Source organism: Autumnicola musiva (assembly GCF_031846585.1).
GTDB lineage: Bacteria > Bacteroidota > Bacteroidia > Flavobacteriales > Flavobacteriaceae > Autumnicola > Autumnicola musiva.
The window spans coordinates 1-14,401 of sequence record NZ_JAVRHK010000033.1 but is presented as its reverse complement, the minus strand read 5'-3'; the positions used below and the strand labels follow the sequence as shown (position 1 = coordinate 14,401).

At 37.1% G+C, this 14,401-nt stretch carries 14 protein-coding genes and 1 pseudogene; 9 read left to right on the top strand and 6 right to left on the bottom strand.

The window, feature by feature from the left end; genetic code table 11:
* Nucleotides 1-89: 89 nt before the first annotated feature.
* The 3 genes from tnpC to RM539_RS19290 all read left to right on the top strand — a co-directional run bounded on the left by tnpC (nt 90) and on the right by RM539_RS19290 (nt 4,123).
* Nucleotides 90-1,640: an IS66 family transposase gene (gene tnpC / locus RM539_RS19300; RefSeq protein WP_311505061.1), complete on the top strand. Its 1,551-nt coding sequence runs from the start codon at nt 90-92 to the stop codon at nt 1,638-1,640.
* An 82-nt stretch (nt 1,641-1,722) separates the two neighbouring features.
* The gene (locus RM539_RS19295) at nt 1,723-2,943 is read left to right on the top strand and encodes a hypothetical protein (protein ID WP_311505060.1); all 1,221 of its coding nucleotides are present in this window, start codon (nt 1,723-1,725) and stop codon (nt 2,941-2,943) included.
* 1 nt (nt 2,944) lies between these two features.
* Nucleotides 2,945-4,123, top strand: a complete 1,179-nt coding sequence (locus RM539_RS19290) for a 5'-methylthioadenosine/S-adenosylhomocysteine nucleosidase family protein (protein WP_311505059.1) — start codon at nt 2,945-2,947, stop codon at nt 4,121-4,123.
* A 295-nt stretch (nt 4,124-4,418) separates the two neighbouring features.
* Here RM539_RS19290 and mobC read toward each other — a convergent pair whose 3' ends face one another.
* The 4 genes from mobC to RM539_RS19270 all read right to left on the bottom strand — a co-directional run bounded on the left by mobC (nt 4,419) and on the right by RM539_RS19270 (nt 9,238).
* Nucleotides 4,419-6,404 (bottom strand): conjugal transfer protein MobC, encoded by a 1,986-nt coding sequence (mobC, locus tag RM539_RS19285; RefSeq protein ID WP_311505062.1) that lies wholly within the window; start codon nt 6,402-6,404, stop codon nt 4,419-4,421.
* Between the two features lie 18 nt (nt 6,405-6,422).
* Nucleotides 6,423-7,727 (bottom strand): relaxase/mobilization nuclease domain-containing protein, encoded by a 1,305-nt coding sequence (locus RM539_RS19280; protein ID WP_311505058.1) that lies wholly within the window; start codon nt 7,725-7,727, stop codon nt 6,423-6,425.
* A complete protein-coding gene (locus tag RM539_RS19275) occupies nt 7,715-8,104 on the bottom strand; it encodes a plasmid mobilization protein (RefSeq protein ID WP_311505057.1) in 390 nt (129 codons plus the stop codon). Before RM539_RS19275 ends, RM539_RS19280 begins: the two co-directional genes overlap by 13 nt.
* A 231-nt stretch (nt 8,105-8,335) precedes the next feature.
* Complete coding sequence (locus RM539_RS19270) at nt 8,336-9,238, bottom strand: DUF8464 domain-containing protein (protein WP_311505056.1); 903 nt, start codon at nt 9,236-9,238, stop codon at nt 8,336-8,338.
* Between the two features lie 366 nt (nt 9,239-9,604).
* Here RM539_RS19270 and RM539_RS19265 point away from each other — a divergent pair, with 366 nt between their 5' ends.
* The 5 genes from RM539_RS19265 to RM539_RS19245 are packed head-to-tail and all read left to right on the top strand — an operon-like array spanning nt 9,605 to nt 13,180.
* Nucleotides 9,605-10,414 (top strand): hypothetical protein, encoded by an 810-nt coding sequence (locus tag RM539_RS19265; RefSeq protein WP_311505055.1) that lies wholly within the window; start codon nt 9,605-9,607, stop codon nt 10,412-10,414.
* A gap of 48 nt (nt 10,415-10,462) precedes the next feature.
* Complete coding sequence (locus RM539_RS19260) at nt 10,463-10,822, top strand: RidA family protein (RefSeq protein WP_311505054.1); 360 nt, start codon at nt 10,463-10,465, stop codon at nt 10,820-10,822.
* A 6-nt stretch (nt 10,823-10,828) separates the two neighbouring features.
* Nucleotides 10,829-11,764, top strand: coding sequence for an NADP-dependent oxidoreductase (locus RM539_RS19255; RefSeq protein ID WP_311505053.1), 936 nt, complete (start codon nt 10,829-10,831; stop codon nt 11,762-11,764).
* Nucleotides 11,765-11,772: 8 nt separating this feature from the next.
* Nucleotides 11,773-12,678, top strand: coding sequence for a bifunctional helix-turn-helix transcriptional regulator/GNAT family N-acetyltransferase (locus tag RM539_RS19250; protein WP_311505052.1), 906 nt, complete (start codon nt 11,773-11,775; stop codon nt 12,676-12,678).
* A 22-nt stretch (nt 12,679-12,700) separates the two neighbouring features.
* Nucleotides 12,701-13,180 (top strand): GNAT family N-acetyltransferase, encoded by a 480-nt coding sequence (locus RM539_RS19245; protein WP_311505051.1) that lies wholly within the window; start codon nt 12,701-12,703, stop codon nt 13,178-13,180.
* Here RM539_RS19245 and RM539_RS20185 read toward each other — a convergent pair.
* Nucleotides 13,181-13,375 (bottom strand): annotated as a pseudogene (locus RM539_RS20185) (ATPase); the annotation flags it as partial.
* Between the two features lie 356 nt (nt 13,376-13,731).
* Between RM539_RS20185 and RM539_RS19240 the strand changes: the two are divergent.
* Nucleotides 13,732-14,022, top strand: coding sequence for a hypothetical protein (locus RM539_RS19240; protein WP_311505050.1), 291 nt, complete (start codon nt 13,732-13,734; stop codon nt 14,020-14,022).
* A 130-nt stretch (nt 14,023-14,152) separates the two neighbouring features.
* Here RM539_RS19240 and RM539_RS19235 read toward each other — a convergent pair.
* Nucleotides 14,153-14,401: urease accessory protein UreH domain-containing protein (locus RM539_RS19235; protein ID WP_311505049.1), on the bottom strand; the 249-nt coding region annotated here is incomplete at its 5' end.

Here is a 14,401-nt window from a genome sequence, read left to right as displayed (position 1 = left end):
GCTATTCTCACTAGAAAATAATGGTGTTTTATCAGTAAAAACAGGGGTTCACGATAGGTTTAATAGGGCTGTTTTTGTATCTTTAACCCATGCAAGAACCCTTAGAAAACCTTACTAAAGATCAGCTTTTGGCCCTCCTGAAAAAGGAGACGAAAAAGAGGGAAAAAGCTGAAAAAAGTGTTTCTAAAAGGGAACAAGAAGTTGAAAAAGCACAGCATAAGATTGCTGACCTGAAATTCCAGGTGGAGTATTACAAACGCCTGGCCTTTGGTCAAAAAAGAGAACGCTTCGAAGGGGATAAAAACCAGATGAGCCTTCCCTTTGAAATGGAACCCCAAAAGGCAGCAGCACAAGAATCCGGTCTAAAAGAAAAGCTCAGTGACCAGCGTCGCAAAAAAACTTCCAACCACAAAGGAAGAATGGCCCTTCCGGAGCATCTTGAGGTAAAAGAGATCGAGATCTATCCTGAGGGAGATCTTACCGATATGGTTTGTATCGGTAAAGAAGTGACCGATGAACTGGAATACGAGCCTGCTAAATACTATATCAAACGCTACATCCGCTATAAGTATGCTCCTAAGAATAAAGAAGGAGTGATCATCGGGGAACTTCCCGAGCGGGTGATTGAAAAAGGAATCCCGGGAGCCGGACTCCTGGCTTCGATTTTAGTCGATAAGTACCAGGACCACCTTCCGCTTTACCGGCAGCTCCAACGCTTTAAACGAGCAGAGATCCCTATAGCATCCTCCACCCTGGAAGGTTGGACCAGGCAAAGCCTTAAAATCATCGATATCCTTTATCAGCACCTGCTCGAGGATATTCGCTCCAAAGGTTACCTCCAAAGTGATGAAACACCCATAAAGGTGATGGATCCTGCTAAAAAAGGAAAAACATATCAAGGCTATTATTGGGTACATCATTGTCCCATAGATGGTACCGTACTCTTTGATTATCAGCCTGGGCGTAGCCGTGAGGCTGCCGATCATGTATTGGCCGGGTTTAAAGGCTACCTTCAAAGTGATGGGTATGCGGCTTATGATAAAATCGGCAAGCGTGAAGGGGTTACCCACCTGAACTGCTGGGCCCACGCCCGAAGAGAATTTGATAAGGCAAAGGATAATGACAGGGAGCGTGCTGAAAAAGCCCTAGGCTTTATCCAGAAACTCTACGTGGTGGAAGCCCAGGCACGAGAGCAAGACTTAAGTCCTGCGCAGCGTAAATCCCTGCGCCTGGAAAAAGCACTGCCTGTCATCAATGAATTTGGAAAATGGATGTTCGATCAGATGAAACATCAACTGATCCTCCCCAAAAGTCCTATCGGAAAAGCTTTCAGGTATTCCATGGATCGTTGGGACCAGCTCAGCGCCTATCTTTACGATGGTATTCTGGAGATCGATAATAATTTAGTGGAAAATGCCATCAGGCCATTGGCACTGGGTAGAAAAAATTATCTCTTTGCAGGTTCTCATTCAGCAGCAGAAAGAGCCGCGGGAATCTATTCCTTCTTTGCCATCTGCAAAAAGCACGAGGTGAATCCATATGAGTGGCTTAAATATACCCTGGAAAATATAATGTCCATAAACCATAAAGACATCCGGAATCTCTACCCTCAGAACTACAAGAAATTACAGCACGCTTAGATCAGCTTACCATAAGGGGACCTGGTAAATAAAATTATGCTAAGTTAAAAGATGTGGTTGGTGGGCCGGATACAAAAGAGGAATGAAAAAAATAGATATTAATAAACACTTATATTTCAATTGGAGTGACCGAAAAAAGGATATTTTACATCTATTTTTTATAGTTTTTAATGAAGAAGCTCTCATTAAAAAACTTACACAAGAGAACTTTATTGAATTGGTGAATTTTAGTAAAGACAGTTTCAAAAAAATTAATCCTATAAATTATATCTTTTATAAACTTCTAGTTTATTTCCCTCTAAATCATCAAGCTGTCAACACAAAAAAATACTCAGATAGATTAAAGGCATTATTACATGGTGTTATCAATTCTGCTAAACTTGAAGATGACCCATTGGTTGAGTTAAAGCACTTTTTTTCTTTTTTGAATACTCTACCAGTAAATTTAAGTTTTAAAGATCAAATTCAAAACATAAGAGACATATATTGGGAGAACGATCAACCAAGGGTTCATGATGAAAAACAGGCCGTAGATCAGAGTATTTCCACGGTTATAACTAACTTAAGAGAAGTTCAAGATTCGATTTTAGAAAGTAAAAAGATTGACCCTCAAAAGGAAATATTAATTAAGGATAATTGGGTAAAAATTAAAGATGTTTTTTTAGAGCCTTTAATATCTTTTGTTCGTTCTTTTGGAGAGTTCGTAAAACCATTTCCTTATAGGTCTGCATCTAAAAGGGTCGATCATGGACAATATAGTTTAATTGACATGTTTTCCTTTCTTAACGAATTTTTTCATCACTTCAGTCAAAAATCAAGTGATGCAACAGCTTTTGAAAAAGCTATAGAATATATTGATTTAATTCAAGTTCAATTTGGTTCCGAATCCGAGTTTAGAAAACTCTTTAACAAGAATGAATTGACAGTTAAGGATTTTGTAGGTTTATTGGTTGAAGAAATAGATAAACTCCCTAATCAATTAGAAAAGGAAGTTGATGATATAGAAGACTTCGAAATAGAAATCCCAACTTATTATTTAGAAGTTCTTATTATTAAAGAAATCTGTAAGAACATGAGTAAATACAGTGTTGAAAATGAAAATATCAAATGTTTAATAAGAAATGAGGATGATTTTATTGAAATATTTCTAGAAAATCAGATAAAGAATGAGGTAAAGGAATTTAGTTCGAATGAAGGATTAACATGTATAAATCATATTTCAGAATCCAATATTTTTAAGTTTTCCTATACAAATGAGAGATCGGATTTAATTTTCAAACAAAAAATAATTTTAAGAAAATAGAATGAAGTCAAAAGAAGTCACCTTACTAGTTTTAGATAATCAGAAGCATTTTGATGAATATTTAGTCCGATTGGGTAAAGATTCTTTTCATGAAATTCATTTGGTTCAAAATGAAAGAGAAATAAGAGAAAGACTCATGTTATTAAATGGTGACGAAAAAGTTTGTATTGTAGTTCACGCATTTTATCAGGATTTAGGGGGGATTAAAAATTTTCAATCTTGGGGAATAGTAAAGGATTATCCTTTACTTTCTTATTTATACGCTACAGATGGTAATACAGATACTGTAAAAGAAATGATGAAGGAAAATGAACTTGATGAGGAAGAGGTATATAAATACCACAAAGTAAGAGCTGTGATCGAAAATGATGAGTTAGAGATAGCCTCGGCTTATGAGATCCTAGGGGAAAAGAGTATAGATTCAATAATAGAGGAAAAAAACTATGACTATGTTATTATTACCGCTTTAGAAGTGGAAATGTCTAAAATTAGAGATATTATTGAAGAACAAGGTTGTTATGATGATAATGAATCCCATGTTGTGTATTATGGTCGATTCAAGGATGCCCCAGACAAGAAAGTGATCTACGTCTCTCAACTTGAAACTGGAATGATAGATGCATCTATTTTAGCTACAGAAATGATAATTAGGTTTTCTCCTAAGTATTTGATTATGTCGGGTGTTCTAGGCGGTCGACCTAACAAAACAGAATTAGGAGATGTGGTTATATCTAAACAAATTTTCACAGTAGATAAAGGAAAATTAAAGAATGGGAAGCTTGAAAAGGAAATTGAAAATGTGTATACTGGCGGAGCAATTACACAAAAAATTGAAACTGCAAAGAAGCATATAAAACGATTTTTGGAAGATGAGTTTAAGACAGGTCTAGGGCAGTTCAACATTCATGTAGGACCTGTAGCTTGTGTAAGACAAGTTATAGATCAAGATGGATATTTTGAGAGTAATATTGTTGGAGTTGACAGAAAAGCGATAGCATTGGAAATGGAAGGTTATGGTATAGCAAGAGCTTGCGAAATAGTGAACAATAAAAAAACTAAGCCTTTGATTATAAAATCGGTAATGGATAATACAAAAGATAAAACAGATAGCTCTAAGGATCTTGCGGCTTGGACAAGTGCACAGACAATTAGATTTTTAATAAAAGAAAATCTTATTTAGTAATTATTTCTGTCAATAAGACTAGTAGTATTACCGAGGTAAGTATAATCATTTTTAGTTATTGATTTAAGATTCATTCACGGTAGTCTCACAATAATTTTGGAGTTAATACAATAAAATTTATTTTGTACCTTTATAACACCAAAGGCGATCAAATTGAATGGATCGTATTGTTCTTTCAAGTATAGTGAATGATTCAGTGAATAGCTCCACTCGATAAAAAATAAAGTGGCTGTTAGCAGGCTTTTGAAAAAGCCATCGTATTTCCTGCCACCCCGACTCCTTAAAAATCATTTTAAACTTTCCTCACCACCAAATGACTCAACCCAGGATCATTCAGTAGCCGCTCCATTTCTGATTGGATAATGTCTTGAATATCCTGCTTAATTTGGAAATAGTTCCGTTGCACCATACCCGAATCCAACTTACGAATAACTTCAATGTCCCGGTAATTTTGTTCCTCACGTTTAAGGCTATCATGGTCATTGATAATCTCACAATGAAAAGCTTTCAGGTCAATCTTACAATCTGGATTATCCGCCACCATACCCACAAATTCACCGGAGCTTAACCCCGATATTTTGGAAGGTGGTATTGCTGCTTCCAATTGTTTAGATCGGCTAATCGAAGTGTCTCCGCTGTTAATGGAATAACTCTCCCTGTCCTGCATTATTTTTCCAAAGCGTTCGGATAGTTGCTTCGCAGTATCGCCCGTAACCTGACCACTAACAATATTCCCTGTAATATTGATAATCACATCTGCTTGCTCTCGACCGTAATCCTTTCGAAGCTGACTAAAATCCTGAATACCCAGACAAGTAGAAACTTTATTACTCCGTGCAGTGGCAATTAAGCTATCCATATTATTCAAATAGATAGTCGGGAACTCATCAAATATGAGACTACTCTTTAGCTTTCCTTTTTTGTTCACCAGCTTAATTAATCGGTTTACATAGAGCGATAATACCGCTCCATAAATCTGTATTTTTTGCGGATTGTTCCCCATACACATAATCTTTGGATCATCGGGATTATTAATATCCAGATTAAAATCATTTCCTGATAACACATAGTATAATTGTGGGGATGAAAGCCTTGCCATTGCCACTTTTGCGGAAGCGATCTGACCTTCCAATTGCTCCATAACATCATTTAGGTATGCATTGACAAAAGGATTTATCAGTACTTCAATTTCCTTTTCGGTACGAAGCAAAGTAAACAGGCTATCATAATCTACCTGCATCAATTCAATAACATGCGGCAAGGTACAAAATTCTCCATCCTTGTATTTTTTCAGGTACCAGATAATAGCCGTTAGAAAGTTGATTGGGGATTCCACAAAGAAGTCTCCCTGACGTTTGATCCATTCCCTGTTTAACCCCATCAAAATAGTGCGGGCACTTTCTGCCGCATCCGTAATATCGGTCATAGCTGAAGGCTCTAAAGGATTGCACCGATGGCTACGGGTAAGATCATCGAAATTAATCACATAAAATGCCGGTGGTTTAATATATCGATGTTTGTGTTTCAACCAGGTGTTAAAGGCTATTTTGGAAAGGTCATCAAACTTAAAGTCGTACACAAACATGGTAAACCCTTTCCGAATATGCTGGGTAATCACATGACGAATCACAAAGTAGGATTTCCCGGAACCAGGTGTCCCCAATACCATAATAGCCCGAAATGGATTAATGATATTTATCCAACTTTTCCGCTGCTTGTCTTTTAATTGATATTGCGCAGGAAGATTAATGGAATATTCATTTTCCAGCAATCGTTCTTCCTGTGGAAAGGTTTCATTTTCCTTATTAAAGATGTCCTTGTTATTAAATTTATCCCTGATAATTCGGGAAAGTAATGTACCACCTGTCAGCACCAGCAGAAAGCCTATTCCTGTTAGTGCCATATATAGAATAGCGGTCGTCATTATAGGTGTGTTCAGATTCATACACAGATAGCTGATGAGATAAATAAGCAATCCGGTAATCAGATAAGTAAATGCCGTCCTGTGATTTAGTTTTTCATTCTTTTTTCCTTTCGCTCCTAAAAGAGATATACCCAAAAACCCAAGGGCAATTAATTTTGATTTATGAAAACTACTGAACAATCCCGTCTTATAAATGTTGCTTAAAATACGGTCGCTAAAAGTGCTGTTCCATCCCCATATTTCAAAAGCACTATAACAGTAATAATAGAAATGGATGATTAATATGGTAATACTGATGAGCCTCGTCATATCCAGAATCTTTCTCAGCGCCTGTTCATTTTCTCCGGTGTGCATTGCCATAGCTTTATTTTTTTACTGGTTATTATTCAGGTTTCTTTTTTTCTTCTTTTTGCGTTTCTTCTTAAGTTGATTGGGCAGGTAATCTGAGGTGTTTTCTGCTTGAGTTAAAACCTCCAATACATTTTCTTTTCCTGTTGGTATAGTAGCAGATTGAAAGTCTTTATCAACTTCTTTAGTTTCTGCCGCAGCGGCAGTCTGTGGCTGTAACCAAATGGTTTGTTTCAGGTCGGGATGCCTTAGCAAATCCTGTCCTGAAACCCCTTCCGGCAAACACCTTTCCTGAATAGCTTTGGCACTATATGTTTTGCCCAAAGCACTTCCGTTAAACACACATTTGGTTTGGTGATCCACATAGGTAATCCCATATAAAATTCCGTTAGCGTTTTGCCTGAGCACGATATGAATACCCTGTTTTTCTAATGCTATTATCAATTCTGGAATGGAACTCTTTTTTGACAGTAATTCCTTGTCCACTGCATTTTTAACCCTTCTTTTAAAAGGTGTTCGTTTCGCTGCATTTTCTTTGAATTTCTGCTCCAGAAATTTCAAGGTAGGCTTATTGTAAAACAAGCTGGCTTTGATAGGTACCCCTACTGAATTTCCATCGGTATCCATTATCCGATATAGTAATCCTCCAGTCTGATAAACTTTTGAATTTTCCGTTCCCCGTTCTGCTTTTACATTGTATTGATTAAGCACTGCATTCAGTTCTGGAAGGCTGGTATATTTATAGGGAGTCAACACATGTTCCAGAATGTTTTGGATAGCCATTTTGGTTTGTGATTTACCATACAAGGCCTTGCTAACTGCTATAGGTTTTAACTGATAATTTTTGTCTTTCTTTTGGGCTTCAGCCTGCACCAAGCCAAACTCTTTTTCCAATGCTTTTCGGGCTGGTTCGGACTTACGAATGCCCAAATGATGCAGATCAATTCGTTTGCCATCCGCTTCAATATTGGTAGTGACCAAATGGATGTGCGGATGTCCTGCATCGTGGTGTTGATAGACCAGATAAGGTTGCTCACCAAAACCGATTTTATCCAGGTAACTGTCGGCTATTTCAAGTAATTTTTCCTTTGATAAATGGTTTTCTGAAACATCAAAATTGAGTGAAATATGCACGCTATTCCGCTTTGTTTTTTCGTTTAATTCCATTTGTTTTAAGAAGCGATTCAGCTTCATGGTAAAGCTCATTTTATCAGAATCAACTGGATAATTTCCTGCCCCGATACATTCCGCAACTCCCTGTTTCACCTTATTCTCATTGTAGTTTAAAATGCGGTGAATGGAGTGCCCCGTTTTGATTACTGCAACCATATTTCTGCCATTTTTTGGATGTTTTTTTTAATCTCATCTATCTTATTGAACAGGGTTCTTTTTTCTACTTCGTAGGCAATCAGCCAGCTTTTAAATTCTGTAACTTTTTGAAGTGTATGTAGCTTTTTTACCGCCTGATTAAAGTTGTTGCCTACGTGGTTAAGTTCTTTTCTAAGCTTAGCCATTTCTGCCATAAAATCATCGGCAGATTGGTTACGATATTTAGTTACAATGGGTTTTTCAAAAAGGCTGTGACGAATATATTCGCTTAGCTTTCGGCAGGTGCTCTTTTGCCATTTCTTTTCGATTTTCTTATACTCATCGGGTGTTAACCGCAGCCCGATAAGGCGTGTTCTGTTTGATTTTTTTTCTTCCATCTCCTTATCCTTTATCATTTATCAAACTCAAAAATTCATACCATACCCCTGCCCACGAGTTCCGAGTGATAGGCAGCAAGATGTCGGTTGTTAAACAACCGTTCATCTTGCCGTTTGCAGGAACGTGGCAAACTCATCGTTTTTGCCAATGTCTGCCAGAAGCTTATCATTCACTTTCAGGGATTTTGGCAATTTTTTAAATTGTGAGGTTTTCAAAAATGCTTAGCAACACTATGACAGTTTACTCCCTAACCGTGTCTTCTGCTGCTTTCCTATACCCACCAACCAATCATTAAGATCCTTATGATTTTTGTATAAGGTGCTTTTATCAATATATTTTGTACTCATTGAAAGTGCACGCTGGGTAAGATTTTGTCCAGTGGCATCCCTATCCAGGTACAGTCGAACCACCTGATGTTCCTCCATAAATGGGCGTGCTCTTTCAAAGAGGGAAACCGAATTTAAAACCACAAAATCCTGACTATTTCCAGGAAGGTTTTGGTGGAGGGCTCTAAGGGATAAAAAATCCATAAAGCCTTCGAAAACAGCCACCTCATCAGAGCCATTTTTTATAGTAGTAAGATCCTTGGGAGAACTGCTTGCTTTGAAGTAAGGATTACGTATTTCAAACCCGTCGGAATCATTTTTAAATCCAATTCCGTAATAGTTTTTGGCATTCAATTCATAACGTACTTCCCGGCAATATTGGGTTGCAATTTCAACAGGAATTTTTCGCTGCTTCAAATAACGGATCAATGCATGCGAATTAAGCTCAACATCTTTAGAAATTTTAAGTTGATGTTCCGGTTGATTTTCTATTTTGGAGCGATTTTTAAACGGCTTTTGAAAAGAGAAACCACCATTTAATTTTTTTAGAAATTCCCCAACCGAGCAACCATAATGTGCAATCCCAAAATCAATAATATTACCTCCCGTACCAAGTCCATGATCGTACCATCGGTTCAGCTTTTGATTAACCTTAAAAGAAGGTGTTTTTTCCTGTCGTAATGGTGAAAGATACCAATAGTCATTGTTCCTTATTTTTGAAGGTTCATGACCTATTGAGGACAGGTACTGAACCATATCCATTTCCTTAGCTTCCGCAATCGAAAGTTTTTGTTTCCTGAAATCCATAACCGTACATTTTCATCTCCACTATTCAGTTTACAGATGTAAAGTTAAACAAGTGTTAGAGCATCTACCTATCCTATCTATATTATGATAAGGGTAATGATTCTTATTTAACCTCTAAACAGCTGATATTATCATTTGAAAACTATCCTTAAGTTCCAATTTTGATTGGCGTTATGAAAATCATTATCTCGTCAAGGTGCCACCAAAAAGTACTTAACATCATTCTATAAAGCTTTTTAAAAATTAATTATATGCGTAAATGAATAGTTCTATTGTTGTAAAAACATTAAATACAAGACATTAGTTATTTGTAAATTTTACTTTATGTAAAAATTTACGTAATTTTGCACGTAAATTATTGAAGCTATGAAAACAATATTGTATTTGACCGATCTTTATTTCAAGGCAAATGGAAGAAATTACTATGAAGAAGATCTGTTCATCACCTCCAAACTAAGGGAACATTTCAATATCCTGATTGGGAATCCCCAACAGGCGACTGCCTTACTGAATAAGGCAGACCTGGTCGTCTTTAGAAATACCGGAGCAGTAATCGGGTATCAGGAATATTTTGACTGTTTTGTAGATACAGTGAAAAAGGAAAACACCAACATATTCAATTCCTTTGACGGTAAGGCCGATATTAAGGGAAAACAATATTTACTGGATTTAATGGAAACCGAATATCCCGTTATCCCTACTGTAGAGGATATTTCAAACATTGATGCCCTTGGTAATCCCGAGAAGTATATTGTGAAGATAAAGAACGGGGCCGATTCCATAGGAATGGAGATTTTGACCAAGGAAGAACTGTTAAAAGCAAAGCCCGATGGAAAACTCATCCAACCATTCTTGGATTTTGAATATGAGGTTTCCTTCTATTATCTAGATGACCAATTTCAGTATACATTGTACGCGCCACAAAAGGACAAGCGCTGGGATCTTCAGGAATACGATGCTACCCCTGAAGATTTGGAGTTTGCCAAGCAGTTCATACAGTGGAACAACATCAAAACGGGAATTACCCGAGTGGATGCCTTTAGAATGAAAGATGGTTCCCTGCTTCTGGTCGAATTGGAGGATCTGAACCCATTTCTTTCTATTGAACTGCTACCGGCAGAAAAGCGGGATGCATTTATGGATAACTGGATAATGGTTTTGAAAAAACTCGTCTAAGTCTTTGGTTACCAGAATTAGTTCAGAACCTTTTAAAATCTTGAAAAAATGAAAAACAAAGCACCTTTAAGTCCATCCCTACGAATAGAAAATACGGTTTATATTTCCGGACAGGTTGGTATCAATCCGCAAACTTCAAAATTGTCCAATGATAGTTTTGAAAATGAAGTAAAACAAATGATGAAAAACCTAAAAATACAATTGAAAAATAATGATGGAGGTTTTAATAATTTGGTAAGTGTTATTGCCTATTTAAAAAGTATGAAGGACTACGAAGCCTTCAATACCATCTACAGCACCTATTTTAAGGATAAATTTCCCACAAGGACCTGTATCGCCGTATTGGATCTTCCACTTGGAGCTTCGGTCGAAATTTCAGGAATAGCATATATTCCTCAGCATAAATAAAATATTATGAAAGCAATAATCTTATCGAAAAAGGAAAAGGGCAATCAGTTTACATATACCGAACTTCCATTGCCAAGCCTAAACGAAGGCGAAGTGCTTGTGCAGACCAAAGCTATTGGCATAAATCCCATAGATTTAAAGACAAAAAACGGCAAGGGAATCTATCCGATGCTACAAAATGAAAATCCACTTATTTTAGGTTGGGAACTTTCGGGGGTGGTCACCCAGTCCCGTTCAGAAAAGTTTGCCGAAGGTGAGGAGGTATTTGGACTTATAAACTTTCCCGGACACGGACAAACCTATGCCGAATATGTAGCTAGTCCTGCTACTGATTTAGTAAAAAAACCTTCAAACTGTTCGCATTTTGAAGCTGCCGCAACAAGCTTGGCTGCTTTAACTGCGTATCAATCGTTGGTTCATCTCGGAGGATTAAAATCCGGGCAAAAAATCCTGATCCACGCTGCTTCGGGAGGTGTTGGTCATTTTGCCGTTCAGATTGCAAAACATCTGGGTGCTTATGTCGCAGGGACTTCCTCTGAAAAGAATAAAGAATTCGTTTTGGGCCTAGGTGCCGATAAGCATCTCGATTATAAAACTGATGAGTTGGAAAAAGAGCATAAAGACTACGATATTGTCCTAGATACCATTGGTGGAAATACCATTGACCGCTCCATTCCCTTGATCAAAAAGGGAGGTACCCTTATTTCCATTCCCTCAGGCAAGAATGAAGCAGTTGAGGAAAAAGCAGACCGAAATGGAATTAAAGGGTTAAAATTCACTGTGCAATCCGATGAAAATAATATGAATGTAATTGCAAGTTATTTGCAACAAGGGATTCTAAAACCCCATATTTCAAAAATAGTTGAATTTGATGCTATGGAGGATGCCCACGTTCAAATAGCGAGCGGTCATACCGTTGGTAAAGTCATTGTTAGGTTATAAAAAATAATATGAACACGATAGAGAAAGCAGGAATACTGGCTATAGCAGCAAAACTGCAAAATGTATTGGACACCTTGAGGGATGCCGGTAATTTATTTTACAAGGCTCACGATATCAATTTTGAGACCAAATGGTTTCCACCTATTTATGTGCTGTCCATAGTCAATCAATTAAGTGTAACAGAATTGGCAAAAGAAATAGGGTTAAGTCATCCCGCAGCGATCGGATTATTAAAAGAAATTGAAAAAAATGGGCTTATTTCTTCCGTGAAGGATAGTCGGGATGAACGAAAGCGCAACCTTATGCTCAGCCCTAAAGGCCGGGAAATGGTGACCGAATTAAAGCCCTATTGGGATAGCATTGCCAGTACCCTATCTGACGTGACTGCCAATCCACATAACCTTTTTATTGCCCTTACAGAAGTTGAGACTAGACTGGATGAAAAGCCCCTTTTGGAAAGGCTCAATGAAAAAGCAGCCCATATTTTAGAGCAGTCCAAAGACAAGGAGTTTGCCATTGAAAGATGCGATAATTCATTTGCTCTAAATTTGGCGAAAGCCATAGAGCGTGAACTATTATCGCATCAGGCAGACGAAGAAATTAACCCAAACGTAAAGGAAGGCAAACCAACCTATTTCCTTGCCAGTGTCAATGGTTTGCCAACAGGATTCATCGCTATACACATTACAGATTATGAAATAAAAATCGATTCTATTGCCGTATTGGAACAGTATAGAAATCAAGGTGTCGCAAGGCGTTTAATTCAACACATCACACAGAACTCTATTCAAAAAAACCTGATTAAAGCTACCTGCAAAATCCATCAAAAAAGCTTTTTTGAGCATTTGGGCTTTTTGCTTAAGAAAGCTGATAATAAACATAACAGGATAACGATGGAACTTAAAATTGTTTAGTGTCAAAAAGAATATTTTTAATATGAAAAGAGAAAAGACGAACGTACAAATAATTCCTTATGAGGATTCCCATAGGGATGCCTTTAGGGATATCAATTACCAGTGGCTTACCCAATATTTTGAAGTCACTGCATATGACAAACCTTTTTTTGAGAACCCTCGAAAAGAAATCCTGGATAAAAGCGGATATATTTTCTTGGCTTCCCTGGAAAATGATATTGTGGGCTCCGTTGCTTTGGAAAGAGTTTCGGACAAAGCATATACACTTGCAAAAATGGGAGTTAAACCAGGATTTCAGGGATTAAAAATTGGGCAGTTATTAATGGATAAAGCCTTGGAAAAAGCTAAAGAACTGAACTTAGAGAGCTTGGTTTTATATACCAATCATCAATTGGTTCAGGCGTTAAATTTGTATAGCAAGTATGGTTTCCAATTTGAGAGACTTGAAAATCCATTGGTTGAGAGAGCGACTATAAAAATGGCGAAAAAATTTAACCAATAATTATTTTTGTTTTTTGCACGTAGCAACTGCTTCTGTAAAATTCTGTTTTCTCTCGGCATCATTTACATAAATTACTTGCCAAGGTGGGGTAATAACAACTGTAGGATTATATAGGTTTTCTTTCGTTGCCTGCCACATTGTTTCAGGAACGGAAATATTGCACAGCTTTAAGTATCCGATAACATCCGGAATAGCACAGTCAAAAAATGTTTATCCATTTTTCTCTGATACATTTTTAAAAATCTGCAAACGATTGCCGAAACACAGCCGTTGCAAATCCTTTTTTGTCAAGCCACGGTAAACGATTTCCATCTGTTTTAAGTTCTTGTTGGATAATACTTCTACCGGTTTCTTCAACGGAATAATATCCCATAATTGAAAGTTATTCTATCACGGAAGTCTTTCTCATTCCGGGACCTCCTGTAATAATGATAACGTTGATTTGTTTTCCATTGTTCTAATAATTATCTCCTCAATATTTTGATGAGGATGGATTCTTTAAATCTTAATATTTTTGTTACTGATGTTGAATGATTTAAAAACCTGTGATTATGTTGACAACAAATGATGTAGCTAAAGTTTATGATACCATCTTGAGTATCCCTGGCATGAATGACACAGTGAAGATTGATTTAAGGATCTCACGTAAAAACGTCCTATTACTAAACCATGTAATTGAGCGTGGATTGGTCGTGAAAGATGATGAGAAAAACGAAGGACTTCTATCCAATATCCCTAATGAAAATCTGGAAGAATTGAAAATTATTGCCGATCAGTACCTTGAAAAAGCCGGACTTATTGAACTTAACGAGAAACTGAATGAGTTAGGAAAAGCGAAGTAATGTATTCAGGCTGGTTATTCGGTTTCCAGCCTTCTTCTTTGTGGTATTCCCAAAACCACAACAGGCTTATCTATAAGCCAATCCCCAGTCTCCAATTTATCAGGGGAAGAAAATTTTGTAAATTAATTTTTCAATATTTAATTTTGGATGAATCAGTTATTGTATGACATTCATACTTTGAGTCTATTTGGTCAAACCCATATTTTGGGGAAACATATGGAATTCCCAGTCCCAGGCCTCGTAGAATAAACATTATGGCTATAATAGCCAGAAATACCGGTACTGCTTTTTTAATATGCTGCCTGACTTTTCCCGAAAGAAAATTCCCTATCCAGATGGCAGTGGTCATGAGTGGGATGGTGCCAAGGCCAAAAACCAG

Coding starts and splice junctions, on each gene's coding strand:
- tnpC (WP_311505061.1), top strand. CDS start 90: ATGCAAGAACCCTTAGAAAACCTTACTAAAGATCAGCTTTTGGCCCTC.
- RM539_RS19295 (WP_311505060.1), top strand. CDS start 1,723: ATGAAAAAAATAGATATTAATAAACACTTATATTTCAATTGGAGTGAC.
- RM539_RS19290 (WP_311505059.1), top strand. CDS start 2,945: ATGAAGTCAAAAGAAGTCACCTTACTAGTTTTAGATAATCAGAAGCAT.
- mobC (WP_311505062.1), bottom strand. CDS start 6,404: ATGCACACCGGAGAAAATGAACAGGCGCTGAGAAAGATTCTGGATATG.
- RM539_RS19280 (WP_311505058.1), bottom strand. CDS start 7,727: ATGGTTGCAGTAATCAAAACGGGGCACTCCATTCACCGCATTTTAAAC.
- RM539_RS19275 (WP_311505057.1), bottom strand. CDS start 8,104: ATGGAAGAAAAAAAATCAAACAGAACACGCCTTATCGGGCTGCGGTTA.
- RM539_RS19270 (WP_311505056.1), bottom strand. CDS start 9,238: ATGGATTTCAGGAAACAAAAACTTTCGATTGCGGAAGCTAAGGAAATG.
- RM539_RS19265 (WP_311505055.1), top strand. CDS start 9,605: ATGAAAACAATATTGTATTTGACCGATCTTTATTTCAAGGCAAATGGA.
- RM539_RS19260 (WP_311505054.1), top strand. CDS start 10,463: ATGAAAAACAAAGCACCTTTAAGTCCATCCCTACGAATAGAAAATACG.
- RM539_RS19255 (WP_311505053.1), top strand. CDS start 10,829: ATGAAAGCAATAATCTTATCGAAAAAGGAAAAGGGCAATCAGTTTACA.
- RM539_RS19250 (WP_311505052.1), top strand. CDS start 11,773: ATGAACACGATAGAGAAAGCAGGAATACTGGCTATAGCAGCAAAACTG.
- RM539_RS19245 (WP_311505051.1), top strand. CDS start 12,701: ATGAAAAGAGAAAAGACGAACGTACAAATAATTCCTTATGAGGATTCC.
- RM539_RS19240 (WP_311505050.1), top strand. CDS start 13,732: ATGTTGACAACAAATGATGTAGCTAAAGTTTATGATACCATCTTGAGT.